At 69.1% G+C, this 26,123-nt stretch carries 19 protein-coding genes and 2 pseudogenes; 6 read left to right on the forward strand and 15 right to left on the reverse strand.

Annotated features, from left to right (window positions below):
- The 4 genes and pseudogenes from GA0115242_RS40595 to GA0115242_RS05605 all read right to left on the reverse strand — a co-directional run.
- Nucleotides 1-405, reverse strand: a pseudogene (locus tag GA0115242_RS40595) (hypothetical protein); the annotation flags it as partial.
- Nucleotides 406-564: 159 nt separating this feature from the next.
- Nucleotides 565-982: pseudogene (locus GA0115242_RS05595) on the reverse strand (DUF6113 family protein).
- Nucleotides 979-1,845, reverse strand: a complete 867-nt coding sequence (gene mshB, locus GA0115242_RS05600) for an N-acetyl-1-D-myo-inositol-2-amino-2-deoxy-alpha-D-glucopyranoside deacetylase (protein ID WP_093825124.1) — start codon at nucleotides 1,843-1,845, stop codon at nucleotides 979-981. Before mshB ends, GA0115242_RS05595 begins: the two are co-directional and overlap by 4 nt.
- A gap of 161 nt (nucleotides 1,846-2,006) precedes the next feature.
- Nucleotides 2,007-2,201 (reverse strand): hypothetical protein, encoded by a 195-nt coding sequence (locus GA0115242_RS05605; protein ID WP_093825127.1) that lies wholly within the window; start codon nucleotides 2,199-2,201, stop codon nucleotides 2,007-2,009.
- Nucleotides 2,202-2,378: 177 nt separating this feature from the next.
- Here GA0115242_RS05605 and GA0115242_RS05610 point away from each other — a divergent pair, with 177 nt between their 5' ends.
- On the forward strand, nucleotides 2,379-4,511 hold the full coding sequence (locus GA0115242_RS05610) for a S9 family peptidase (protein ID WP_093825129.1): 2,133 nt from the start codon (nucleotides 2,379-2,381) through the stop codon (nucleotides 4,509-4,511).
- Nucleotides 4,512-4,639: 128 nt separating this feature from the next.
- Here GA0115242_RS05610 and GA0115242_RS05615 read toward each other — a convergent pair whose 3' ends face one another.
- From GA0115242_RS05615 to GA0115242_RS05635, 5 genes are read right to left on the reverse strand one after another with little or no spacing between them, the layout of a single operon-like run.
- A complete protein-coding gene (locus tag GA0115242_RS05615; protein ID WP_093825131.1) occupies nucleotides 4,640-5,803 on the reverse strand; it encodes an ABC transporter ATP-binding protein in 1,164 nt (387 codons plus the stop codon).
- On the reverse strand, nucleotides 5,796-6,770 hold the full coding sequence (locus tag GA0115242_RS05620; protein ID WP_093825133.1) for an ABC transporter ATP-binding protein: 975 nt from the start codon (nucleotides 6,768-6,770) through the stop codon (nucleotides 5,796-5,798). Before GA0115242_RS05620 ends, GA0115242_RS05615 begins: the two co-directional genes overlap by 8 nt.
- 9 nt (nucleotides 6,771-6,779) lie before the next feature.
- Nucleotides 6,780-7,760: an ABC transporter permease gene (locus tag GA0115242_RS05625; RefSeq protein ID WP_093825135.1), complete on the reverse strand. Its 981-nt coding sequence runs from the start codon at nucleotides 7,758-7,760 to the stop codon at nucleotides 6,780-6,782.
- A complete protein-coding gene (locus GA0115242_RS05630) occupies nucleotides 7,753-8,676 on the reverse strand; it encodes an ABC transporter permease (protein ID WP_093825138.1) in 924 nt (307 codons plus the stop codon). The genes GA0115242_RS05625 and GA0115242_RS05630 overlap by 8 nt, the downstream gene beginning before the upstream one ends.
- Before the next feature lie 6 nt (nucleotides 8,677-8,682).
- The gene (locus GA0115242_RS05635) at nucleotides 8,683-10,311 is read right to left on the reverse strand and encodes a peptide ABC transporter substrate-binding protein (protein WP_093825140.1); all 1,629 of its coding nucleotides are present in this window, start codon (nucleotides 10,309-10,311) and stop codon (nucleotides 8,683-8,685) included.
- Nucleotides 10,312-10,759: 448 nt separating this feature from the next.
- Here GA0115242_RS05635 and GA0115242_RS05640 point away from each other — a divergent pair, with 448 nt between their 5' ends.
- The 5 genes from GA0115242_RS05640 (at nucleotide 10,760) to GA0115242_RS05660 (ending at nucleotide 16,888) form a co-directional block, all read left to right on the forward strand.
- Entirely contained in the window at nucleotides 10,760-11,788 is a 1,029-nt protein-coding gene (locus tag GA0115242_RS05640; RefSeq protein WP_237548889.1) for an ABC transporter permease, read from the forward strand.
- A 102-nt stretch (nucleotides 11,789-11,890) separates the two neighbouring features.
- A complete protein-coding gene (locus GA0115242_RS05645) occupies nucleotides 11,891-13,651 on the forward strand; it encodes an ABC transporter substrate-binding protein (protein WP_093825142.1) in 1,761 nt (586 codons plus the stop codon).
- A gap of 99 nt (nucleotides 13,652-13,750) precedes the next feature.
- Nucleotides 13,751-14,731, forward strand: a complete 981-nt coding sequence (locus GA0115242_RS05650) for an ABC transporter permease (RefSeq protein WP_093825144.1) — start codon at nucleotides 13,751-13,753, stop codon at nucleotides 14,729-14,731.
- Nucleotides 14,732-14,777: 46 nt separating this feature from the next.
- Nucleotides 14,778-15,815, forward strand: a complete 1,038-nt coding sequence (locus tag GA0115242_RS05655; protein ID WP_093825146.1) for an ABC transporter ATP-binding protein — start codon at nucleotides 14,778-14,780, stop codon at nucleotides 15,813-15,815.
- Nucleotides 15,816-15,841: 26 nt separating this feature from the next.
- Complete coding sequence (locus GA0115242_RS05660) at nucleotides 15,842-16,888, forward strand: ABC transporter ATP-binding protein (RefSeq protein WP_093825148.1); 1,047 nt, start codon at nucleotides 15,842-15,844, stop codon at nucleotides 16,886-16,888.
- Between the two features lie 180 nt (nucleotides 16,889-17,068).
- Here GA0115242_RS05660 and GA0115242_RS05665 read toward each other — a convergent pair whose 3' ends face one another.
- The 6 genes from GA0115242_RS05665 to typA all read right to left on the reverse strand — a co-directional run bounded on the left by GA0115242_RS05665 (nucleotide 17,069) and on the right by typA (nucleotide 25,973).
- Nucleotides 17,069-18,208, reverse strand: coding sequence for an ABC transporter ATP-binding protein (locus GA0115242_RS05665; RefSeq protein ID WP_093825150.1), 1,140 nt, complete (start codon nucleotides 18,206-18,208; stop codon nucleotides 17,069-17,071).
- 159 nt (nucleotides 18,209-18,367) lie between these two features.
- On the reverse strand, nucleotides 18,368-19,429 hold the full coding sequence (locus GA0115242_RS05670; protein ID WP_093825152.1) for an ABC transporter ATP-binding protein: 1,062 nt from the start codon (nucleotides 19,427-19,429) through the stop codon (nucleotides 18,368-18,370).
- 14 nt (nucleotides 19,430-19,443) lie between these two features.
- Nucleotides 19,444-20,421: an ABC transporter permease gene (locus GA0115242_RS05675; protein ID WP_093825154.1), complete on the reverse strand. Its 978-nt coding sequence runs from the start codon at nucleotides 20,419-20,421 to the stop codon at nucleotides 19,444-19,446.
- Nucleotides 20,422-20,520: 99 nt separating this feature from the next.
- A complete protein-coding gene (locus GA0115242_RS05680) occupies nucleotides 20,521-22,314 on the reverse strand; it encodes an ABC transporter substrate-binding protein (RefSeq protein WP_176729750.1) in 1,794 nt (597 codons plus the stop codon).
- A gap of 101 nt (nucleotides 22,315-22,415) precedes the next feature.
- Nucleotides 22,416-23,453, reverse strand: coding sequence for an ABC transporter permease (locus tag GA0115242_RS05685; protein ID WP_161353011.1), 1,038 nt, complete (start codon nucleotides 23,451-23,453; stop codon nucleotides 22,416-22,418).
- A gap of 612 nt (nucleotides 23,454-24,065) precedes the next feature.
- A complete protein-coding gene (gene typA, locus GA0115242_RS05690) occupies nucleotides 24,066-25,973 on the reverse strand; it encodes a translational GTPase TypA (RefSeq protein WP_093825158.1) in 1,908 nt (635 codons plus the stop codon).
- Between the last annotated feature and the right edge of the window lie 150 nt (nucleotides 25,974-26,123).

The following is a 26,123-nucleotide window of genomic DNA, read 5'->3' on the forward strand; positions in this document are numbered from 1 at the left end:
GCCGTTGGTGGCACCCGCGCCCTGGCCGCCCTTGGGCGCGGCGCCCTTGCGGGGCGCGAACCAGTCGCTGGTCTTCTCCCCCGCGGGCGCCGCCGGTTCGGGGACCGGTTCGGCGGCGGGCGGCGGCGGGAGCGGGGTCTCGCCGGTCTCCTCGGGGGACGGCGACTCCGCGACGGGGGTGCGCACGACCACCGGCGGAATGGGCCGCGATCCGGGGATGTTGATCCTGATCCGGGTGGTCAGCGTGGTCTCGGTCTTGCGCTCCTCCGGCTGCGAGCCCGAACGCGCCGCGTCGGCACCGGCGTCGGGGCCCACGGGCGTGCCGTAGGGCGGCGTGCCCGACGGGTAGGCGGCCTGGCCGCGCCCGTTGGGCCCGGAGGACGGAGTGTCAGTTTCACGACTCAAGGCAGGTTCTCCCGGTTGGCTCCGCCGCCGCCCCACACGACCTCGCGCGGGCAGCCCGGCGGCGCGCACCACCATACTGGCCACTTCTGGCGCGTATCCCACGACCGCTGGGGAAACCCACACCGGACTCGCACGCGCGCGCCGCGGCGAAGTGGTACGTCACTTCCCAAGTCGGGCGTCACAGCCCGCTCGGTTGCCGCCTGAAACCAAAGGTGGCGCAGATCACAGCGACGGCCATGCCGCCGAGGAGGAACAGGTACGAGGTCCCGCCGGCGGCGAACACGAAGTCGCCCTCGGGTCTGTTGGTGGTCAGCAGCACGACGGCCACCATCCAGCCGACGGCGGGCGCGACGGCCCCCGCCCGGCTCCCGGTGGCCCGTGCCCCGCCGAGCAGCAGCCCCGCCTCGCCCGCGAGCGCCAGCAGCAGCCCGCCGGGGAACCAGCCCGCCTGCACCAGCGATCCGGCGACGCCGACCACCGCGCCGAGCACGAACAGGCCCACGCAGGCGGCCGCGCGGCCCGGCGAGGGCGCCCTGAGCGGCTGCGCGAGCGGCGATCCCGGACCCTGGCCGCTCATCGCGCCTCCTGCGTGCCGAGGCCCGCGAAGAGGTCGCTCTCCCGGCCGCCCGGCGCCCGCTCGCCGCGCACCAACTCGTAGTACTCGGTGGTGAACAGGGGTTGCGCCAGCGCGTTCGAGAGGGCGAAGTACGCGCCGGTCAGCTCCAGTTGGGTGGCGTGCGCGCCCATGGCCGCCGCCTTGGCCCGCGCGTGCGCCGTGCCGTCGATCTCGGTGGTGATCAGCTCGTCGCCGACCACGCCCGGCAGGTCGTCGATCCGGGCGGCCTCGGCGAAGGGCAGCCCCGGCAGCTCCTGTGCCAGGCGCGCGAAGGCGGCCTCGACGACGGAGCGCGGGGCGCGGTTCCAGTAGACCTTGGGGATCTCCCACCCCTCGGCCGCGGCCAGCTCGACGGCGCGGGTGGCGACCCGGTGGGCCTGGATGTGGTCGGGGTGGCCGTAGCCGCCGTCCGGGTCGTAGGTGACCAGGACCTGCGGGCGGACGTCGAGGATCACCTCGACCAGGTGCCGGGCGGCCTCGTCCGGGTCGGCCTGCCAGAAGCAGTCGGGGTCGTCGTTGTCGGCGAGCCCCATCATCCCGGAGTCGCGGTAGCGGCCGGCGCCGCCGAGCTGCCGGAAGTCGTCCACGCCGAGCGCGGCCATGGCGGCGCCCAGCTCGCGCAGGCGGTACGCGCCCAGCGCGGGCCCGGTCAGGTGGCGCAGCTCCGGTGGGATGACCTCGCCGCGCTCGCCGAGGGTGCAGGTGACCAGCGTCACCCGCGCGCCCTCGGCCCGGTACCTGGCCATGGTCGCGCCGTTGTTGATGGATTCGTCGTCCGGGTGGGCGTGCACCAGGAGCAGACGCCGGGCGGGCTGTTCCGTCATGGGGCCAGCCTACGAAACTCCCGGGGCAGGGGTGACCGCACGCCCCGCGCTCGCCCCCGGCCGCGGCGCGCGGGCGGGGAGGGCACGGGGAGTGTCGGGACGGACCGGTCGGCGGCCGGGCCCCCGGCGGGCTGCCGCCCGGGGTCCGGCGCACCGTCCGCTCAGAACTTGATGCTGCCGATCATGCCTGCGATGTTCGAGGTCAGGTTGCTGATCGTGGGCGCGATGGTGGACGAGGCGAGATAGAACCCCAGCAGCATGCAGACAACCGCATGCCCGGCTTTCAGTCCTGACTTCTTGACCAGCAGGAAGACGACGATCGCCAGCAGCACCACCGCCGAAATCGAGAGTGCCACGGCGGCTCACCTCCAAAGATCCCAGAAGCTCGGGGGGTCGGACTAAGGGGGCAGATAAATCCATACAGCAGCCAGCAGGTTCATACCCACTACGCGGTAGTGATCATAACTATCCACACGCGCGCATCGATCGGCGCACAGCCGCACAAGGGGGCGCATGGCCAATATGGTCACGTCATGACGACGAGTGCTGACTCCTTCCCCCGCAGGCACGCCAGGACCCAGCGGTTCACGCTGGGCGCGCCGCGCGCGTTCACGGTCGCCCCGGACGGTTCCCGGGTGCTGTTCCTGCGCTCCGACTCGGGTACGGACAGGGCCACTTCACTGCGCGCGCTCGATCTCGCGACCGGCCGCGAGCGGCTCCTCGCGGACCCGCGCGCGCTGCTCGGCGGCGGGTCCGAGCAGCTCTCCCGGGCCGAGCGCGCCCGCCGCGAGCGCAGCCGCGAGGGGGGCGGCGGCATCGTCGGGTACGCCACCGACGCGGACGCCTCGCTGGTGGCTTTCCCGCTGTCGGGGCGGCTCTTCCTGGTCAGCGCGGAGACCGGCGAGAGCCGTGAACTCCCGGTCGCGGGGCCGGTGATCGACCCCAGGCCGTCCCCCGACGGGCGCTTCGTCGGGTACGTCGCGCGGGGTGCGATGCGCGTGGTCGGCGCCGGCGGCGAGGGCGAACGGGCCCTGGCCGAACCGGAGTCGGCGGAGGTCGGCTGGGGTCTCGCGGAGTTCGTCGCGGCCGAGGAGATGGGCCGCCCGCGCGGCTTCTGGTGGTCGCCCGAGTCGGACCGGCTGCTGGTCGCGCGGGTGGACGAGGCGCCGGTGCGACGCTGGTGGATCTCCGACCCGGCCCGTCCGGAGCAGGCTCCGCACCAGGTCGCCTACCCGGCGGCGGGCACGGCCAACGCGGACGTCCGGCTGTTCTCGATCGGCCTGGACGGGGACCGCGAGGAGGTCGTCTGGGACCGGGCCCGCTATCCGTATCTGGCGCGTGTGCACTGGTCGGACGCGGGTGCGCCGCTGATTCTGGTGCAGGCGCGCGACCAGCGGGAGCAGCGGGTCCTCGCGGTCGACCCGGTCACCGGCGGGACCCGCACCCTGCACGCCGACGAAGATCGAGTTTGGCTTGATCTTTTCCCCGGGGTGCCGTGCTGGAGCCCCTCGGGGAGGCTGGTGCGGATCGCCGACGAGGGCGGCGCGCGCGTCCTCGCGGTCGGTGAACGCCCGCTGACGGGACCGCAGTTGCACATCCGCTCGGTGCTGGCGGTGTCGGCCGACGACGTGCTGGTCGCGGCCTCGGCGGGCGAGGCGGCGGCCGAGCCGGAGCTGGGCGAGGTGCACGTGTACCGGGTGAACGAGCTGGGCGTGGAGCGCCTCACCCGGGAGCCCGGCGTGCACAGCGCGGTCCGCGCCGGGGAGGTGACGGTCCTGCTCTCCGCCACCCCCGACCGGCCGGGCACCCGGGCCCGGGTGTTCCGCGAGGGGCAGCGCGGCCGGGGGCTCCAGGAGGTCGCCGTCATCCGCTCCGAGGCGGAGGATCCCGGAATGTCCCCGCGCGTGACCCTCACGCAGGGGGGCGCACGGAAAATCCCGTGCGCCGTGCTTATGCCACGGGACTACCACGGTGACACTCTCCTGCCCGTGCTCATGGACCCCTACGGTGGCCCGCACGGCCAGCGGGTCACCGCCGCCCACAACGCGCACCTCACCTCGCAGTGGTTCGCCGACCAGGGCTTCGCGGTGGTCGTCGCCGACGGCCGGGGCACCCCGGGCCGCTCCCCCGCCTGGGAGAAGGCGGTCCGCGACGACCTGGCCGCGGTGGTCCTCCAGGACCAGGTGGACGCGCTCCAGGCGCTGGCGGACGACTTCCCGCTCGACCTCTCCCGGGTGGCGGTCAGGGGCTGGTCCTTCGGCGGCTACCTGGCCGCCCTCGCCGTGCTGCGCCGCCCCGACGTCTTCCACGCGGCGGTGGTCGGCGCCCCGGTGACCGACCTGCGCCTGTACGACACCCACTACCAGGAGCGCTACCTCGGCCTGCCGTCGGAGCAGCCCGACGTCTACCGGCGCAACTCGCTGATCGACGACGACGGCCTGGTGGACGCCGTCGCGCCGCACCGCCCGATGATGGTCGTGCACGGGTTCGCGGACGACAACGTGGTGGTCGCCCACTCGCTGCGGCTCTCCTCGGCCCTGCTCGCGGCGGGCCGCCCGCACGAGGTGCTGCCGCTGTCCGGGGTGACCCACATGACCCCGCAGGAGGAGGTCGCCGAGAACCTGCTCAGGCTCCAGCTCGACTTCCTCCGGCGCTCCCTGGCATAGCACCCCAAAAGCACCCGAACCGCGTTAACACACAGGCAACTTCACGGAAGCCGTACCGATATACGGACGCGCGAGTCTGAACAGCGTACGGCCGTGCGGGTGCCGTGAACGGGCCGGGATGCGCCATGTCATCCCGGCCCGTTGCCCGTTCCCGGCCCGTCGCCTGTCCCCAGGCCGTCGCCCGTTCCCAGGCCGTCGCCCGTTCCCGGGCCCTCGCCGGTCCCCGGGCCGGTCGGCCCCGGCGGCGGCACCGGCCGCGGGCCCTCCTCGGGCGGGACGACCCGCTTCTCCTCCGCGAAATGGCACGCCGAGTCGTGCGCCGCGGGACCGGGCAGCAGCCGGAACTCCGCGGGCACCGCAAGCTCCGGCACTTCGAGGGCGCACCGCTCCTGCGCCTTCCAGCAGCGGGTGCGGAACCGGCAGCCGGACGGCACGCTGGTCGGCGACGGCACGTCCCCGGCCAGGATGATCCGCTCGCGGCGCTCGCGGGCCTCCGGGTCGGGCACCGGCACCGCCGACAGCAGCGCCTGGGTGTAGGGGTGGGTGGGGTGGTCGTAGATCTCGGCGTCCCGCCCGGTCTCCACGATCCGGCCGAGGTACATCACCCCGACCCGGTCCGAGATGTGCCGCACGATCGACAGGTCGTGCGCGATGAACACGTAGGACAGCTCGAACTCGTTCTGCAGCCGGTCCAGCAGGTTGATCACCTGGGCCTGGACGGAGACGTCGAGCGCGGAGACCGGTTCGTCGGCCACGATGATCTCCGGGCGCAGCGCCAACCCCCGTGCGATGCCGATGCGTTGGCGCTGGCCGCCGGAGAACTGGTGCGGATACCGGTTGATGTACTCGGGGTTGAGGCCGACGACGTCGAGGAGGTCGCGCACCCGCGCGCGGCGGTCGCCCTTCGGGGCCACCTCGGGGTGGATGTCGTAGGGCTCGCCGATGATGTCGCCCACCGTCATGCGGGGGTTGAGCGAGGTGTACGGGTCCTGGAAGACCATCTGGATGTTGCGCCGGACGGCCTTGAGGGCGCGTCCGGAGAGCCCGCTGATGTCCTCGCCCTTGAACGTGATCGAACCGGCCGTCGGGCGTTCGAGGTTGACGAGCATCCGGGCCACCGTCGACTTGCCGCACCCGGACTCGCCGACGATGCCGAGGGTCTCGCCGCGGGCGAGCGTGAAGTCGACGCCGTCGACCGCCTTCACCGCGCCGACCTGCTTCTTGAAGAGGATGCCTCGGGTCAGCGGGTAGTGCTTGACCAGCCCCCTGACCTCCAGAATCGGCTCAGCCATGCAGGCACTCCCTCCAGAAGTGGCAGGCGCTGGCCCGGTCCTGCGCGACCTCGGCGAGCGGCGGGACGTCGGTGCGGCACACGTCACGGGCCATCGGGCAGCGGGGGTTGAAGGCGCAGCCGGGCGGGATGTCCATCAGGTTGGGCGGCAGACCCCTGATCGCGTAGAGCTCCTGGCCCTTCTGGTCCAGGCGCGGGATGGAGTCCAGCAGCCCCCGGGTGTAGGGGTGGGCGGGCGCCTTGTAGATGTCGCGCACCGGCGCCTGCTCGACGATCCGGCCCGCGTACATCACCGCGATCCGGTCGGCGACGTCGGCGACCACGCCGAGGTCGTGGGTGATGAGGATCAGCCCCATGTCGTACTCGCGCCGCAGCTCCCCGAGCAGGTCCATGACCTGGGCCTGGACGGTGACGTCGAGGGCGGTGGTCGGTTCGTCGGCGATGATCAGCGCCGGTTCCAGGGCGAGCGCCATCGCGATCATGATCCGCTGGCGCATGCCGCCGGAGAACTGGTGCGGGTACTGCTTGACCCGCTCCTTCGCGCCCGGGATGCGCACCCGGTCCATCAGCTCGACGGCTCTGGCGCGGGCGTCCTTGCGCGACATCCCGCGGTGCACGACGAACATCTCGCCGAGCTGGTCGCCCACGGAGAGCACCGGGTTGAGGGAGGAGAGGGCGTCCTGGAAGATCATCGCCATTCCGGCGCCGCGGACCTTGCGCCGCTCCTCCTCCTTGAGCTTGAGCAGGTCCTGGCCCTGGAAGAGGATCTCGCCGCCGGCGATCCGGCCGGGCGGTGTGTCGAGGATGCCCATCACGGCCTGGGCGGTGACGGACTTCCCCGAGCCCGACTCGCCGAGCACGGCGAGGGTCTCGCCCGCGTCCACGCCGTAGCTGACGCCGTTGACGGCCTTGGCGACCCCGTCCCTGGTCCGGAACTCCACGTGCAGGTCACGCACTTCGAGCAGCATGGCGGCGGCTCACCTCAGCTTCGGGTCGAGGGCGTCGCGCACGGCGTCGCCGAGCATGATGAACGCGAGCACGGTGACGGCGAGCGCTCCGGCGGGCCAGAGCAGCATGTGCGGGGCGTTGCGGATGTAGGCGGAGGCCGCGGAGATGTCGATGCCCCAGCTGACCGCCGGCGGCTTCAGCCCGACGCCGAGGTACGACAGCGTCGCCTCCAGGGAGATGTAGGTGCCGAGCGCGATGGTCGCCACGACGATCACCGGCGCGATCGCGTTGGGCGCGATGTGCCGCAGCAGCAGCCGGGAGTTGGAGGCGCCGAGGGCGCGGGCGGCCTGCACGTAGTCGTTCTGCTTGGCGGTGATGACGGAGCCGCGGGCGATCCGGGAGATCTGCGGCCAGCCGAGCAGCACCATGAACCCGATCACCGGCCAGATGGTGTTGGTGACGACCACGGAGAGCAGCACCAGGCCGCCGAGGACGACGGGGATGGCGAAGAAGACGTCGGTGATCCGGGAGAGCACCGAGTCGCCCGTGCCGCCGAAGAACCCGGCGAGCCCGCCCAGGACCGAGCCGAGGACCGACACCCCGAGGGTGGCCAGGACACCGACCGAGACGGAGGTGCGGGCGCCGTAGACGGTGCGCGTGTAGACGTCGCAGCCCTGGCCGTCGAAGCCGAACGGGTGGCCGGGCTGCGAGCCCTGCTGGGCCTTGGCGAGGTCGCAGTTGAGGGGGTTGCCCGAGGCGATGAGGGACGGCCACAGGGAGATCACCACGAGGAAGACGATGAACAGCGCCGAGACGATGAAGACCGGGTTGCGCCGCAGGTCCCGCCAGGCGTCCGACCACAGGGAGCGGGGCTTGCCCTGCGGTCCGGTGCCCCGGGGCCCGCCGGGGGTCCTCTCCAGCGTCTGCGCCTCGCTGGCCGCGAGGTCCATCGCGCCGCCCGCGCCGGTGCCCGCGATGGCTCCGTCGGGTTCGTACGGCTGCTCAGGCATAGCGGATCCTCGGGTCGAGTACGGCGTAGAGGAGGTCGACGAGCAGGTTGGCCACCAGGAAGACGAGGACGAGGACGGTCACGAAGCCGACGACCGTCTGGGTGTTCTGGCGCAGGATGCCCTGGTAGAGCTGGTAGCCGACGCCGTGGATGTTGAAGATCCGCTCGGTGACGATCGCGCCGCCCATCAGGGCCCCGATGTCGGTGCCGATGAAGGTGACGACGGGGATCAGGGAGTTGCGCAGCAGGTGCCGGACGATCACCCGGCGGCGCGGCAGCCCCTTGGCGATCGCGGTGCGGACGTAGTCGGAGCGCCGGTTCTCGGCGATCGAGGTGCGGGTCAGCCGGGTGACGTAGGCGAGCGAGACGGACGCCAGGACGAGGCCCGGCACGATCAGCTCGCCGAACCCGGCGTCCGGTGACACCGAGGGTTTGATCCATCCCCACTCGACGCCGAGCAGCAGTTGGAGCAGCAGGCCGGTGACGAAGGTGGGGACGGAGATGACGACGAGGGTGAGCAGCAGCACGGAGGTGTCGACGGGGCGGCCGCGCCGCAGCCCGGTGACCACGCCCAGCGTGATGCCGATGACGATCTCGAAGAGGATCGCCACGATCGTCAGCCGGATGGTGACGGGGAACGCGGCGCCCATCAGCTCGGTGACCTTCTGCCCGTTGAACGCGGTGCCGAAGTCGCCGGTGAAGACGTTCCCCATGTAGGTCAGGTACTGCTGCCAGACCGGCTTGTCGAGGCCGAACTCCCGCTTGAGCTGGGCGGCCGTCGCCGGGTCGCACTGCTTGTCGCCGCAGAGGCCCGCGATGGGGTCGCCCATCACGTTCACCATCAGGAAGATCAGCAGCGTGGCCCCGACGAAGACCGGGATCATCTGGAGCAGCCGCCGGACGACGTAGCGTCCCATGGCGGGTCAGCTGACCTTGATCTCGTTGTAGACCGGGACGCTGAACGGGTTGAGGGCGACGTTCGAGAGCCGGTCCGACCAGCCCGCGCTGCCGTTCTGGTACCAGAGCGGGATGGCCGCCATGTTGTCCCTGACGACCTTCTCGGCGTTCTGGAAGAGGCCCACGGCCTTGGCGGTGTCGGTCTCCTGGTTGGCCTGGTCCACCAGCTTGTCGAAGTCCTTGTTCGACCACTTGCCGTCGTTGCTCGACGCGTTGGTGTAGTAGAGCGGCTGGAGGAAGTTCTGGATGAGGGGGTAGTCCATCTGCCACCCCGCCCGGAACGGGCCGGTCATCTTCTTCTGGGTGATCTGGTTGCGGAAGTCGGCGAAGGTGCCGATGGGGTTGCCGACGCAGGCCTTGTCGTTGCCGAGGGCGTTGTTGATGGAGTTGCACACGGCGTCCACCCACTCCTTGTGCGAGCCGGTGTCCGCGTTGTAGGAGATCTTGACCTGCCCGCCGGGCAGCCCGCCGCCCTCCTGGACCAGCTTCTTGGCCTGCCCGGGGTCGTAGGAGCAGGCGCTGCCGCACAGGCTCTCGTCGAAGCCGCCCTCCTTGCCGAGCACCGGGGAGGTCCAGTCGGTGGCCGGGGTGCGGGTCTTCTGGAAGATGGTGTCGGTGATCTGCTTGCGGTTGATCGCCATGGAGAGGCCCTGGCGGACCTTGTCGGACCCGCTCTTGTTCCAGTTCTTGTCGTAGTACGGGAACGCGAGGGTCTGGATGATGCCGGCCGGGGTGTTCAGATAGCGGTCGCCGAGGTCGCTCTTGACGTTCTTGAGCTGGGCGGCCGGCACGTCGTCGACCAGGTCGAGGTTGCCGGCCATGAGGTCGGTGTAGGCGGTGTTGTTGTCGGTGTAGACCTTGAGGTCGACGCCGTCGTTCTGCGCCTTGTCCGAGCCCGCGTACCCGTCCCACTTGCGCAGCGACATCTGGGAGCCCTTGGCGTAGGACTGCACCTGGTAGGGGCCGTTGCCGACCGGCTTCTTGATCCAGCCCGCGTGGTCGTCGTAGAACGCCTTGGGCAGCGGGGCGTAGGCCGCGTAGCCGAGGGTGTCGGGGAACGTCGAGAACTTCTGGGTGAGCTTGACGGTGAAGGCCGTGTCGTCGACGACCTTGAGGCCGCTGAGCGTGTCGGCGCTCTGCTTGCCGCCGTCCTCGGGGTGGACCTTGTCGTAGCCGTCGATGTACCCGAAGAAGTACGCGTTCTTCTGGTTGTTCTTGAGGCTGGCGCCGTAGTTCCAGGCGTCCACGAAGGACGCGGCGGTGACGGGCTCGCCGTTGCTGAACTTCCAGCCCTTCTTGATGGTGATCTTGAAGTTCTGCGAGTCGGAGGTGTCGATGCTCTGGGCGAGCATGTCCTCGGCGGCGCCGGTCTTGGGGTTGTAGCGCTTCAGGCCGCGGAAGATCATGTCGAGCACCTTGCCGCCCTGCACCTCGTTGGTGTTGGCCGGTTCCAGCGGGTTCTGCGGGTCGCCCCAGGACGAGCTGAGGACTCCGCCGCCACCGCCGTTGCCGCCGCCCCCGCCACCGCAGGCCGTTGCGGCGAGTGCGACCGCAACGGTGCAAGCGGCCCATTTGGCGTGCGTGGCTCCGCGCATGGAGTGCCTCCTCATGAGTGCCGATCCGTTACGGGCAAATATCGACGCAAAAGGAACGCATCGCACACCCGCTCCACCCATTCGGGGGGCGGGCACCCGGACGGCGGACGCATGCGAGGATCATGTCCAGACCGCGCAATGGATCTTCACCATCTGTTGCGGAACCGTTGGAGAGCGACCACCGGATGTACGCATTTCGACAATCCGGAGTCCGCATATCGAACTCGTTGCCCGTTTCGCGCTTTTTGCCGGAATGAGGACACGGATCGGTTACGAAGTGCTACGCGCGTAGCTACAAGTCAGTAAAGTAAACGCAAAGAAGGTAAAGAGAAGCCCAAGGAGCCCGAGATTTTATTGACCTTGGACGAATTGCGTTGAAAAAGTCCGGCGTAGCCCGTAGGGGAGCGCCCTGCGGACACATCAGTCCCTCCCTTGGGCCAGGAGCATCATGACCCCCCCAACTCCATCAGCGGCCGCCCCGCTCGAGCTGACCGACGAGAGCGTGGAGAAGTCGACCACTTCTCCCTCTCCGAAGGGCAGCGAGAGCAGGTCTCCCGGACGACTGGCATGGAACCGCTTCAAGCGGGACCGCACGGGCGTCATATCGGCGTGCATCGTGATCTTCTTCTTCGCGATAGCGCTCGCCGCGCCGCTCATAGCGAAGGTGTACGGCAAGGACCCGTACACGACCTACGCCAGCCAGCGCCCGGAGCTGCTGAACGCCTTCGCCTACCCGGCGGGCCCGAACGGCGGCATGAGCTCGGAGTTCTGGTTCGGCATCGAGCCGCAGCTCGGCCGTGACGTCTTCACCTTCCTGCTCTACGGCATCCGCACCTCGCTGGGCATCGCCCTCGCCGCCACCCTGCTGACCACGCTGCTCGGCGTGGTCGTCGGCGTCACCGCCGGCTACCTGGGCGGCAAGACGGACTACCTCGTCGGCCGGTTCATCGACATCCTGCTGTCGTTCCCGTCGACCCTGTTCTTCATCGCCTTCATGCCGGTCATCTACGGCCTCTTCGTCGCCCCCGACGACAACATCCCGACCTGGCTGCGGGCCGCCGCCCTGATCATCGTGCTCTCCGCCTTCGGCTGGGCCTCCATCGCCCGCCTGCTGCGCGGCCAGGTACTGGGCCTGCGGGAGCGGGAGTTCGTGGAGGCGGCCAAGGTGACGGGCGCCTCGCCGCAGCGCATCGTCTTCAAGGAACTGCTGCCCAACCTGTGGACCCCGATCATCATCCAGTCCACGCTGATGCTCCCGGCCTTCGTCACCGCGGAGGCGGGCCTCGCCTTCCTCGGCGTCGGCATCATCGACCCGACCCCGGACTGGGGCGTCATGATCCAGCGCGGTGCGCAGTTCTACACCGAGGACTTCACCTTCATGCTCTTCCCGGGCCTCGCGATGGTGATCTTCGTGCTGGCCTTCAACCTGCTCGGCGACTCGGTGCGAGACGCACTCGACCCGAAGTCCAAGCGCTAGCCCCCACAGCCGAACCCGGTCCGGTCCAACGAAGCCCGGCTGGTCCCGTCCGCCCGATCGACCCGTTCCGGTCCCCGATCGCACTCAACAGGCAGGCTCTCGATGTCCTTTTCCCGCAGAAACTTCATGATCGCGACCGGCGTGGTCGCCGCGTCGTCCACCGTGCTGACGGCGTGCGGCGGCAGTGGCGGCGGCAGCTCGTCGGGCGGCGACGCCCCGAAGGTCACCGGCTCCAAGACCATGGACATCCCGGTGGGCACCAAGGCCGACTCCACGGGGCCCGCCCCCGAGGTCGCGGGCGCCACCAAGGGCGGGACGATCTACTCCCTCGAGCAGTTCGACATGGACCACCTGGACCCGGCGCAGATCTACGTCTCCACCGAGGGCGCGATCACCGTTCCGATCATGCGCGGTCTGACCGGCTACAAGATCGACGAGAAGGGCGGCGTCACCCTGGTCGGCGACGCGGCCACCGACGCCGGCACCTCCAAGGACGGCGGCAAGACCTGGTCCTTCACCCTGAAGGACGGCCTGAAGTGGGAGGACGGCTCGGCGGTCACCACCGACGACGTCCGCCACACCTTCGAGCGCCTCTTCGCGTCCTTCATCACCGAGGGCCCGCGCTACGTCCAGCAGTGGCTGGAGGGCGGCGAGAAGTACAAGGGCCCCTACGACGGCAAGTCGCTCTCCTCGGTCGAGGTGGACGGCAAGACCGTCACCTTCCGCCTGAACGAGCCCCGCGGTGACTTCAACTACACGCTCGCGATGCGCGGCTACGCCCTGGTGCCGAAGAAGCACGACACCAAGGAGAAGTACGACAAGCGTCCGTTCTCCTGCGGCCCGTACAAGATCGCGAGCCGCTCGATCGGCAAGTCCCTGACCTACACGCGCAACCCGCACTGGGACCCGAAGACCGACGCGATCCGCAACAACTACCCGGACAAGTACGTCTTCGAGTTCGGCTTCCAGCCGCTGGCCGCCACCGACCGCTACATCGCGGACAAGGGCAACGACCAGTACGCGGTGCCGATCTTCAACGAGGTCGCCGCCGAGCGCATAGCCCAGGTGCTCACCAACGCGACCCTGAAGAAGCGCGTCCTCACCCAGGTCGACACGGTCACCTACTACTGGCCGATCAACACCACCCGCATCAAGGACGTCAAGGTCCGCCAGGCGATCAACTGGGCCTGGCCGCACCAGCAGCTCCAGACGATCCGCGGCGGCGCCTCCACCAGCGAGATCGCGACCACGATCCTCAGCCCGGTGACGCCCGGTTACGAGAAGTTCGACCTGTACGGCACCACCAAGAAGCCCGGTGGCGACCCCGCCAAGGCGAAGGCGCTGCTGAAGGAGGCCGGCAAGGTCGGCCAGAAGCTGGTCATCGCGTACCAGCAGTCGGACAACGCGGTGAAGCAGGCCGTCGCGATCAAGAACGCCCTGGAGGCGGCCGGCTTCACGGTCGTCAACAAGCAGATCGACAAGTCGACCTTCTACACCCAGATCGGCAAGATCGACAACGGCTACGACCTCTTCGCGGCGGGCTGGAGCCCGGACTGGCCGAACGGCTACTCCGTCTTCTACCCCTGCTGGAGCGGCGAGAACATCGGCGACGGCCGCAGCAACTACGCCCAGCTCGACGACACCAGCGTCAACAAGGCGATCAACACCGCTGCCACCATCACCGACAGCGAGAAGGCCAACAAGGCCTGGGGCGCCGTCGACCGCCAGGTCATGGAGCTGGCGCCGGTCGTGCCCGACTACCACTCGATCCGCAACTGGATGTACGGATCCAAGGTCGGCAACGTCGTGTACGACGCCGGCAACACGTGCGTGGCCCTCTGCAAGGTCTACGTCAAGAAGTAACGGCGCCGGACTCAAGGGGGCGGCCACCCACCCCGTGGCCGCCCCCACGGCCCACCCCCTCCACCCCGGCGACGGCGCCCCGTCCGAAAGTCACACCCCATGCCCCGCTTTCTCGCTCGCCGCGTTCTCGGCGCGCTGGTCATCCTGCTGATCATCAGCGCCATCACCTTCTGGCTCTTCTACGCCATCCCGCGTGACCCCGCGATGATGTCCTGCGGCAAGAACTGCACGCCCGAGAACCTCGCTCAGATCCGCCGCAACCTGGGCATCGACGAGCCGATCACGTTCCAGTACTGGCACTGGCTCGTGGGCGTCTTCGCCGGCCGCGACTACGGGGGCTACGGCTACTGCGACGCGCCGTGCCTCGGGTACTCCTTCGCCAACCGCGAGCCGGTCTTCGGCACGATCATGGACCGGCTGCCCCTGACGCTCTCCCTCGCGTTCGGCGCCGCCGTCGTCTTCCTGATCGCCGGCATCGGCGCGGGCATGATCGCGGCCGTCAAGCAGGGCAAGGCGCTCGACAAGATCGCCAGCTCCGTCTCGCTGCTCGGCTCCTCCCTCCAGATCTACTTCGTCGGCTACATCGCGATGTACTTCCTGGTCGCCAAGGTCGGTGTGCTCAGCCAGCCCTCCTACACGCCGATCACCGAGAACCCGGCCGCCTGGTTCTCCGGGCTGCTGCTGCCGTGGCTGGTGCTGTCGATCATCTTCACCGCCAACTACACCCGTATGACCCGCTCCCAGCTGGTGGAACAGCTCAGCGAGGACTACGTGCGCACCGCGCGGGCCAAGGGTCTGTCCCAGTGGAACGTGTTCTTCCGCTTCGCCTGGCGCGGCGCCATGGGCCCCATCGTCACGGTGTTCGGCATCGACCTGGGCACGCTGATCGGCGGCGCGATCATCACCGAGTCGGTCTTCAGCCTCCAGGGCATCGGACGGCTCGCCCTCCAGTCGGTGGACCAGAGCGACCTGCCGATGCTGCTGGGCGTGACCCTGCTGTCGGCGGGCGCGATCGTCTTCTTCAACATCGCCGTCGACGCCGTCTACGCCCTCATCGACCCGCGGATCCGGCTCGCCTGACCTCCGCCCGCCCCCTACCTCCCGCATCACCCCCAGGAGCGTCCCCGTGACGAGCACCGAGCAGCAGCCCTTCCTCTCCGTCAGGGATCTGAAGGTCCATTTCTCCACCGAGGACGGCGTCGTCAAGGCCGTCGACGGGCTCAGCTTCGACCTCGCCAAGGGGCAGACGCTGGGCATCGTCGGCGAGTCGGGCTCCGGCAAGTCCGTCACCAACCTGACGATCCTGGGCCTGCACGACCGGCACAGGACCGCGATCGACGGGGAGATCCTGCTCGACGGCACGGACCTGCTCACCTCGACGGAGCGGCAGCTCGAGAGGCTCCGCGGCAACAAGATGGCGATGATCTTCCAGGACGCCCTGGCCTCGCTGTCGCCGTACCACACGGTGGGCACCCAGATCAGCGAGGTGTACCGCAAGCACACCGGTGCCTCGAAGCGGGAGTCGCGGACGCGGGCCGTCGAGATGCTCAGGCGGGTCGGCATCCCGCAGCCCGACATCCGGGTGGACGACTACCCGCACCAGTTCTCCGGCGGCATGCGCCAGCGCGCGATGATCGCCATGGCGCTGGTCTGCGACCCCGAGCTGCTGATCGCCGACGAGCCGACCACCGCGCTCGACGTCACCGTCCAGGCCCAGATCATGGACCTGCTCAAGGACCTCCAGCAGGAGTTCGGCACCGCGATCGTCTTCATCACCCACGACCTCGGCGTCATCGCCGACATCGCCGACGACGTGCTGGTGATGTACGGCGGCCGGTGCGTGGAGCGCGGCACGAAGCAGGAGGTGCTGCGCAACCCGCAGCACCCCTACACGCTGGGGCTGCTCAGCTCGATGCCGAGCCTGGAGGGGTCGGTGGACGTGCCGCTGAACCCGATCCCGGGGTCGCCGCCCTCGCTGCTCAACCCGCCGTCGGGCTGCCGCTTCCACCCGCGCTGCGCCTTCGCCGAGAAGGTGCCCGGCGGGCTCTGCTCGACCGAGCGGCCGGCCCTCGACGTGGTGGACGGCCGCGGATCGGCCTGCCACCTCCCGATGGACCAGCGCGAGGAGTTCTTCGCCGACTTCGCCGGCTCCCGGCACCACTGACGCAGAAGAGACGGGACTTCACCCCCATGAGCACCACCACCCCCCTCCTGGACGTCTCCGGGCTGACCAAACACTTCCCGATCAAGGGCGGCTTCCCGATCCGGCGCACGGTCGGCGCGGTCCAGGCCGTCGACGGCCTGGACTTCCAGGTCGGCGAGGGCGAGAGCCTGGGTCTGGTCGGCGAGTCCGGCTGCGGCAAGTCGACCACCGGACGGCTGGTCACCCGGCTCCTGGAGCCGACCGCGGGCCGGATCTCCTACCGTGGCCAGGACATCACGCACGCCTCGCGCACCCAGCTCGCGCCGGTCCGCTCGGAGATCCAGATGATCTTCCAGGACCCGTACGCGTCCCTGAACCCGCGGCAGACGGTCGGCAAGATCATCTCGGGTCCGATGGAGATCAACGGGATCAACCCGACCGGTGGCCGGGAGGCGCGGGTGCGGGAGCTGCTGGAGATCGTGGGTCTCAACCCCGAGCACTACAACCGGTTCCCGCACGAGTTCTCGGGTGGTCAGCGGCAGCGGATCGGGGTGGCGCGTGCGCTGGCCCTGGAGCCGAAGCTGATCGTGGCGGACGAGCCGGTCTCCGCGCTGGACGTGTCGATCCAGGCGCAGGTCGTCAACCTGCTCCAGAAGGTCCAGCGGGAGCTGGGGATCGCGTTCCTGTTCATCGCGCACGACCTCGCGATCGTGCGGCACTTCTCGCAGCGCGTCGCCGTCATGTACCTCGGCAAGATCGTGGAGATCGCCGACCGCGACGAGCTGTACGGCAACCCGCGCCACCCCTACACCCGGGCGCTGCTGTCCGCGGTGCCGGAGGCGACGGTGGACGACGTGCCGCGCGAGCGCATCCGGCTGGTCGGTGACGTCCCGTCCCCGATCAACCCGCCCACCGGCTGCCGCTTCCGCACCCGCTGCTGGAAGGCGACGGAGAAGTGCGCGACCGAGGCTCCGCCGCTGGTCCAGGCCGAGGGGAACAAGCCCGGCCACCTCACGGCCTGCCACTATCCTGAGACGCACGAGGCGACGGTGCCCGCCGGCCGCCTCGCCAAGGACCCCGGGGCAGCGGCCTGACACACCCCTTTCGTCAGCCGCAGCCCCACGGGGAACCGACTTTCACGGCCCATTGACCCGAGCCCACGATCGTCCGGTTCCCGGGGAAGAGAAGGCCCGCGCCTCCCCAGGCGCGGGCCCTTCTCGTGCCGTCGTCGCGGCGGGCGGCGGGGCGGCGCCCAGGCGCGCGCCCCGCCCGGCTCACGGCGCCGTCTTCCCCTGCTCCGCCGCGGCGTCCTCCAGGGCGGCCAGCGCCGGGTCCAGGACGATGTCCTCGGCGCGGCCCTCGATGGTCGGCTCCTCCGGGAAGTGGCAGGCCGTCAGGTGGCCCTCGCGGTTGCCGGGGATCCGCACCAGCGGGGGCTCCTCCGTGGCGCACTTCTCGGTGGCCTTCCAGCAGCGGGTGCGGAAGCGGCAGCCGGTGGGCGGGTTGATCGGGGACGGGACGTCACCGGCGAGCCTGATCCGCTCGCGGCCGCCCTCCCGGCCCTCGTCGAGGCTGACCTCGGGGACCGCGGAGAGCAGGGCGTGGGTGTACGGGTGGCGGGGGCGGGTGTAGATGGAGTCGCGGTCGCCGACCTCGATGATCTTGCCGAGGTACATGACGGCGACGCGCTGGGAGAAGTGCCGCACGATCGCGAGGTCGTGCGCGATGAACAGGAACGCGATCCCCAGCTCCCGCTGGACCTTCTGGAGCAGGTTGACGACCTGCGCCTGGATCGACACGTCCAGCGCGGAGACCGGCTCGTCCGCCACGATCAGCTTCGGCTCCAGGGCCAGCGCACGCGCCACCCCGATCCGCTGCCGCTGACCACCCGAGAACTCGTGCGGGAACCGGTTGTAGTGCTCGGGGTTGAGACCCACGATCTCCAGCAGCTCCCGCACCCGCGCCTCCCGGCCACCGGTCGGGTTGATCCCGTTGATCTCCATCGGACCCGAGATGATCTTGCCGACCGTCTGCCGCGGGTTGAGCGAGGAGTAGGGGTCCTGGAAGATCATCTGGATCTCGGAGCGGACCGGCGCGAGCTGCCTGCGGCTCGCGTGGCTGATGTCCTGGCCCCGGTAGGAGATGGTGCCCGCGGTCGGCTCCAGGAGCCGGGTGACCAGCCGTCCGGTGGTCGACTTGCCGCAGCCGGACTCGCCGACCAGACCGAAGCTCTCCCCGACGTGCACCGTCAGATCGAGGCCGTCGACGGCCTGGACCGCGCCGACCGTGCGCCGGATCGGGAAGCCCCCTTTGATCGGAAAGTGCTTCTTCAGACCCGCCACGGTCAGCAGCGGCTCCTCCGAGGCCGACGTGGCGTCGTCGCGGGGGGCGGGAAGGACGAGGTCCTCAGTCATGACGGTGGTCTCCTAGGGCCTGTCGTCGGGATCAGGCGGCGCCGACGTGCGGTGGCGGGTCGGCTGGGTCGGGCGGACGGGATCGGGCGGCCGGGGCCAGGGCGGGTCCGTGGGGTCCTGTCGTCCGCCGCCGGGCGGGCAGGACCCCACGGAACCGGCCTACCCCAGTCCGGGCCTGATCTCGTCGAGGTAGATGGTCCGTTTCTGCTCCGCCGTCAGATGGCAGGCGGAGGAGCGGCCCTGGCCCAGCGCCGGGACCTCCTCGACGCAGCGGCTGCCGCCGACCCGGTCCCGGAAGGTGCAGCGGGGGTGGAAGCGGCAGCCGGACGGCGGGCTCAGCAGCGACGGCGGCGTGCCGGGGATCGGCTCCAGCGGGAGGCTGAGGTCGGAGTCGAGCCGGGGCATCGAGTTCAGCAGGCCCCAGGTGTAGGGGTGCTGGGCGGAGCGCAGCACCTCGTCGACCGTGCCGCGCTCCACCGCGCGTCCGGCGTACATCACCATGATGTCGTCGGCCACGTCGGCGATGACGCCGAGGTCGTGGGTGATGAAGACGATGGCCGAGCCGAACTCCTGCTGGAGGTCCTTGAGCAGGTCGAGGATCTGGGCCTGGACGGTGACGTCGAGCGCGGTGGTCGGCTCGTCGGCGATCAGCAGGTCCGGGTCGCAGACCAGCGCCATGGCGATCATCGCGCGCTGGCGCATGCCGCCGGAGAACTGGTGCGGGTAGTCCTTGGCCCGTTCCTTCGGGTTGGGGATGCCGACCTTCTCCAGCATGTCGACGGCGCGCTGCCACGCCTCCTTCTTGGAGGCGCCGGTGTGCTTCTGGAACGGCTCGGCGATCTGCCAGCCCACGGTGTAGAAGGGCGAGAGCGCGGTCAGCGGATCCTGGAAGATCATCGCCATCCGGTTGCCGCGGAGCTTCTCCATCTCCTTCTCGGGAGTGGTGATCAGCTCCTTGCCCTCCAGGAGGATCTCGCCGTCGACCGTGGTGGTCCGCGGGTTGTGCAGGCCGAGGATCGTCAGGTTGGTGACCGACTTGCCCGAGCCGGACTCGCCGACGATGCCCAGGGTGCTGCCGCGCCGGACGTCGAAGGAGAGTCCGTCGACCGCCTTCACCGGGCCGTCCTCGGTGGCGAAGGTCACCTGGAGATCGCGGACCGAGAGGAAGGACTCCGGTCCGGCCGGGACGGGCTCGCCCTCGATCTTGGTCAGTGTGCTCACTGTGGTGGATCTTCCTAGGAGAGCCGGACGCGCGGGTCGATGAAGGCGTACGTGATGTCGGTGAGGATGTTGATGAAGAGGATGAAGAAGGCGCCGAAGAGCATGACGCCCATCGTCAGCGGCAGGTCCTTCGTGGTCGCGCCGGCGACCGCGAGCTGGCCGATCCCCTGGAGCGAGAAGGTCAGTTCGGTGACGACCGCGCCGCCGAGCATGGAGCTGATGTCGATGCCGAGGACCGTCACGATCGGGATCAGCGAGCCGCGCCAGGCGTACCGGAAGAAGACGTACCGGTTCGACATGCCCTTGGCGCGGGCGGTGCGGACCTGGTCCTCGGCGAGCTGCTCGATCATCGACGAGCGCGCCATACGGGTGTACTGCGCGGTGAAGATGGTCGCCATCACGCAGACCGGGATGGACATCCCGATGAACCAGCCGACCGGGTCGTCGGTGATCGGGACGTACTTGGGGTCCTCCATCCAGCCGGTGCTGTAGACGAGGACGGTCAGCACGATCGGACCGAGGAAGTAGATCTGGAAGGAGCTGAGCACCATGGAGGCGCCGGTGGCTATCTTGTCGACCATCGTCGCCTGCCGGTAGGCGGCCAGCATGCCCGCGCCGACGCCGACGACGAGGAAGACGATCGCTCCGCCGACGGTGAGCGTCATGGTCACCGGGAACCGGTCCATGATGGTGCTCCACACCATGTCACCGGAGTAGAACGACTGCCCGAGGCAGGGCGCCGGGCAGTGGCCGGTGGGGAAGTCACGGCCCGTCACGATGCCGGACATGAAGTCCCAGAACTGCTGGGCGATCGGCAGGTTGAGCCCCAGCGCCTCCCGGATGTCCGCCAGCCGTTGCGGCGAACAGTCCTTGCCGCACGCGAGGGAGGCGTAGTCCGAGGGCGCGGCGACGAACAGGAAGAACGTGGCCGCTCCGATGAGGAAGAGCGTGACGACGGCACCTAGTACGCGCCGGAGGATGAACTGAAGCATGGCGGGCTGACTGCTCTCTGCGGTGACAGTGAAAGGACTTCATCCCGACGCGGGGGCCCGCTCCGCCTGGTGCGGGCCCCCGCCATCAGCCGGGGAGCGCTACGACGTGACGTACAGGCGGGTCATGTCGATGAGGCTCGACACCGAGCTGTACCGGGCGCCGCCCACCTCGGAGCCGAACAGCTGGAACGACTTCGTGTACCAGAGCGGGGCGGCCGGGATGACGTTCTCCAGCAGGTAGTGCTGGGCTTCCTTCCAGGTCGCGGCCGCCTCGGTGGGCTCCTGGGTCAGCGCCTTCTTGATCAGGGCGTCGACCTTCGGGTCCTTCACGTGGGCGTAGTTGGAGCCGCCGTCGGTGACCTGGCTGCCGTCGTAGATGGGCGTGATCACGGTGCCCGGCGACGGCCAGTCCTGGCCCCAGCCGGTGATGTAGATGTCGTACGGGTTGCTGAGCTTGCCGATCTGCTCGTAGTAGCTCGCGGAGTCGATCTCCTTGGCGACCACCTTCAGGCCGACCTTGGTCAGGGCGTCCTCGATGGCGACCTTGCGCTTCTGTCCGGCCTCGGTGCTGCCGTAGGCGAAGACGAGGGTCTTCTCCGACTCCGGGACGTCCTTGAGGATCTCCTTGGCCTTGGCGATGTTGCCCTGGGGCGTCTTCAGCCGGCCGTACGGGTCGTACTTCGCCTCGTAGCCGGGCAGGGTCGGCGCGAAGTAGTTGGGCGCCACGTCGCCGCCGTAGGCACCGCCCTCACCGGCGATGAGCGACTTGGAGTTGACGGCGTAGGTGACGGCCTCGCGGACCTTCTTGTCCTTGACCCGGTCGAGGTTGAAGCTGAGCTGCATCACGTAGGGCTGGTAGCCCTTGACGGTGCGCTTGTTGACCTCGGGGTCGCCGACGACGTCCTGGATCTGGGTCGCCTCGACACCGCCGGTGAACTGGATGGCGGTCTTGTTGTTGCCCCGGTCGGCGATCAGACGCTTGGTCTGGGTCGACTCGGTGACACCGAACTGGAAGTCGAAGCCGTCCACGTACTGGTGGCGGACCGGGTCGGTCTTCGCGTCCCAGCTGGTGTTCTTGACCAGCTTCACCGACTTGCCGGCCTTGTTCTCGGCGATCTTGTAAGGACCGGTGGCGACCGGCGCCTTGTCGTACTTCTCCTTGGTGTCGCTCTTCTTCGGCACGATCGCGTACCCGGCCATAGCGAGCGTCTGCGGCAGGTCGGGGCGCGGGCTGTCGAAGTGCAGGACGACGGTCTTGTCGTCGGGCGTGTCGAGGACCGAGGCCGGCAGGTGCTTGGAGCCGAAGCCGCCGTCGGGCAGCGCCTTGCGGTAGTCGGCGCCGCTCAGCCAGGACTGCAGGTACGTCGGGCCGTCGAAGATGAACTTCGCGTAGAGGCGCTCGATGGTGTGCCGGACGTCGGCCGAGGTGATGGCGTTGCCGTTCTGGTCCTTGACGCCGTCTCTGAGCGTGTAGGTCCAGGTCTTGCCGCCGTCCGAGGACTTGCCCGAGTCGGTGGCGAGGTCGCCGACGACCGAGACGTTGCCCTTGTCGTCCTCGGAGAACTGGGTGAGGCGGCGGAAGAGCAGGTTGGCGACCTGGCCGGCGTCGGAGACGTAGATCTGCCCCGGGTCCAGGTGCGAGATGCCCGCCTCCTGGTAGACCGTGATCGTGCCGCCGCTCTTGGCGCCGGGCAGCTCCTTGGCGGGACCGGTCGAGGCGGCCTCGTCCGCGTAGGTGACCGCCTTGGACTGGACCGCGGCCTCCTTCTGGTCCTTCTTGGAGTCCGTGTTCGACTTGCCGCCCTCGTTCTTGGAGCATGCCGTGAGCACGAGAGAGCCCGCCGCGAAGGCGATCACGACGGCGCGAGCCGTGCGTGCGCGTTGAGACATCATGAGGCTGATCCACCTACCTGTCGGTTGTTATCCATGAGTACTGCCAGTCGCTGGCCGGCGGGCCGAGCGGGGGCGGCAGTCACCCCCCACCAATGGACTTGCTATCGACCGGACTTGGGGTCGAAGGCGTCCCGTACGGAGTCTCCGAGGAGGTTGAAGGCGAGAATGAAGACGACCAGCGCCACGCCGGGGAAGAACATGAACGCCGGGTCCTGCTCGGCGTACTGGGCTCCGGCGGCGAACAGACGTCCCCAGTCGGGGGTCGGTTCGACGAAGCCGACTCCGGCGAAGGAGAGGAAGGCGATGGTGAGGATGGTGCTGGGCAGTTGGTACGTGAACTGCACGAGGATGGGCGTCACGACGTTGGGCAGGATCTCCTTGCGGACGATCCGCCACGGTGACGCGCCGGACACCTTCGCGGCCTCGACGAACTCCCGCTCGCGCAGGGAGAGCACGGTGGAGCGCACCAGACGCGCCATGCCCATCCAGCCGAGCAGCCACAGCACGATCAGCATGGCCAGGGCGCGGAAGTAGGTGGGCGTCTCCTCGCGGGGATCCACGAAGAACGACGTCACCACGGGCATGAAGGCGATGAAGAACAGCTGCGACGGGAAGGAGAGGAAGAAGTCGGTGACGCGGCCGACCCAGTAGTCGGTGCGGCCGCCGAAGTAGCCGCCGACCAGGCCGATGACCACGCCGGTGACCATGACGAGCACCGTGATGCCCAGGGCCATGTACAGCGAGGTCCGCATGCCGAACATCAACATGGCGAACAGGTCGCGCCCGTACTGCGGTTCGACACCGAACCAGTGGTCGCCCGAGACACCGCCGAGGTAGCCGAGGGGAAGACCGAAATCGTCGAGGATCGGCTGGTCGGCGTAGGTCGGGTCCTGGCCGTACAGCGTGTACGGGTCGGTGCCGGCGAGCTTCACCAGCAGCGGCGCGAGCAGCGCGATGAGGAAGTAGGCGATCACGACCACGGCGCACACGACGCCGGTGCGGTCCCGCTTGAAGCGGATCCACATCAACTGACCGGGTGAGCGCCCTTCGTGCTTGGCCTCGGACTTCGCCTTCGGCTCTGGTTCGCCGTCGACGACCACCGAAGTCCCACTGCCCTCAATGTCGATAGGACTTGTCACTATCCGTCCGTTTCACAGAAATGATTGCCGAGTGGCGTCAGAACACCCTGGAGCGCGCGAATCCGCAGTCGGACGCGCGTAGGCGAGCCGCCGCACTGAACGGTCGGCCGACGCCTCAGAGCTGGCCGTGGCGCAGACACTCACAGCTGTGCAGGACGGACCTCACGAAGGGGATCCACTTGGTGCTCGTGACACCGCGCATGGGTGTTCCTCCTATGACTTCACGTACCCACCACTGAAAAGGGTTCGCGTCCGCTCTCCGACACCCCTGACGGAGACTCAGACATCCCTTGGTGCTCGTGAGTCGGCACTGTCCCCACAGTGCGAGACCCATTGACCCGAGCGCTACGCGGCTAACTATCTGCCATGAGCCATGGACCGACCACTGTCTTCAAATCTCAATTCGGTCACAGCTGGCACGTACATCTTCCAAAATCTGGACAAACTGTTCGGGAGGAGAAGGCGCGAAACGGACTTGTTACATGGGTATCGGGCGACGATCTCCGCAATCCGGACAGCGGTGTTCGGAAAACCGGTTGCAAAGAGCCCGGACCCCCCAAGAAGGGGAACCCGGGCTCCGGTTGAGCTGTTTTCGGCCTGATCGGCCTTGTGTCAGCCGTGCTTGGCGCGGCTCGCGGAACGGCCGCGCTCCTTCTGGTCGAGGACGACCTTGCGGATGCGAACGGCCTCCGGGGTCACCTCGACGCACTCGTCGTCGCGGCAGAACTCCAGCGACTGCTCCAGGGAGAGCTTGCGCGGCGGGACGATCGCCTCGAACGTGTCGGCCGAGGAGGACCGCATGTTCGTGAGCTTCTTCTCCTTGGTGATGTTCACGTCCATGTCGTCGGAGCGCGAGTTCTCACCGACGATCATGCCCTCGTAGACCTCGGTGCCGGGGTCGGTGAAGAGCACACCGCGCTCCTGGAGGTTCGTCATCGCGAAGGCGGTGACGGCGCCGGAGCGGTCGGCGACCAGCGAACCGTTGTTGCGGGTCGTCAGGGTGCCGAACCACGGCTCGTGGCCCTCGTGGATCGAGTGCGCGATGCCGGTGCCGCGGGTGCCGGTCAGGAACTCGGTCCGGAAGCCGATGAGACCGCGGGAGGGCACGACGAACTCCAGGCGGACCCAGCCCGACCCGTGGTTCGACATGTTGTCCATGCGGCCCTTGCGGACGCCCATGAGCTGCGTGACCGCGCCCATGTGCTCCTCGGGCACGTCGATCGTCATGCGCTCGACGGGCTCGTGGACCTTGCCGTCGATCAGCTGGGTGACGACCTGCGGCTTGCCGATGGTCAGCTCGAAGCCTTCGCGGCGCATCTGCTCGACCAGGATGGCGAGCGCCAGCTCACCGCGGCCCTGGACCTCCCAGGCGTCGGGACGCTCGGTGTCGAGGACCCGCAGCGAGACGTTGCCGATCAGCTCGCGGTCGAGGCGGTCCTTGACCTGGCGGGCGGTGACCTTGCGGTCCTTGACCGCGGCCTTGTTGTCGGCGCCCTTGCCGGTGCCGCCCCGGCCGACCAGCGGCGAGGTGTTGGTGCCGATGGTCATGGAGATGGCGGGCTCGTCGACCGTGATGAGCGGCAGCGCGACCGGGTTCTCGGTGTCGGCGAGGGTCTCACCGATCATGATCTCCGGGATGCCGGCCACGGCGCAGATGTCACCGGGGCCCGCCACCTCGGCCGGCTTGCGGGTGAGCGCCTCGGTCATCAGCAGCTCGGTGATGCGCACGTTGGCCATGGTGCCGTCACGCTTGATCCAGGTGACGGTCTGGCCCTTGCGCAGCTCGCCCTGCTCGACGCGCAGCAGCGCGATACGGCCGAGGAAGTTGTCCGCGTCCAGGTTGGTGACGTGCGCCTGGAGCGGGGCCTCCTCGTCGTACTCGGGGGCGGGCACGTGCGAGAGGATCGTGGAGAAGAACGGCTCCAGGCTGTCGCTGTCGGCCGGGACGGTGCCGTCCTCCGGCTTGGTCAGCGAGGCCACGCCGTCGCGCGCGCAGGCGTAGACGATCGGGAACTCGATCTGGTCCTCGTCGGCGTCGAGGTCGAGGAAGAGGTCGTAGGCCTCGTTGACGACCTCGTCGATGCGCGAGTCGGGGCGGTCCGTCTTGTTGATGCACAGGATGACGGGCAGGCGGGCCTGGAGCGCCTTGCGCAGCACGAAGCGGGTCTGCGGCAGCGGGCCCTCGGAGGCGTCCACGAGCAGCACCACCGCGTCCACCATCGACAGGCCGCGCTCGACCTCGCCACCGAAGTCGGCGTGGCCGGGGGTGTCGATGATGTTGATGGTGATGACGTCGCCGCCATCCTTCGGGTGGTACTTGACGGCCGTGTTCTTGGCCAGGATCGTGATGCCCTTCTCACGTTCCAGGTCGTTGGAGTCCATCATGCGGTCGTCGAGCGACTCTGCGGCGTGCGCGGCGAAGGCACCGGCCTGCTTGAGCATGGCGTCGACGAGGGTCGTCTTGCCGTGGTCGACGTGGGCGACGATGGCGACGTTGCGGATGTCGTGGCGCGTGGCCATATTGCGGAGTACTCCCGGAGTGTGAGGAAGGCCTTCGCGTACGTCCGTGTGACGCGGGCCCTGCCGGGCTTGACATGCCACGGCCTCACCCCATGTTACGTGGCTCGGCAGACCGCGGCGCGCGCGGTGGCCCCGGCCCCGCCCCCGCAC

The organism is Streptomyces sp. SolWspMP-5a-2, from assembly GCF_900091845.1.
Classification (GTDB): Bacteria; Actinomycetota; Actinomycetes; order Streptomycetales; family Streptomycetaceae; genus Streptomyces; species Streptomyces doudnae.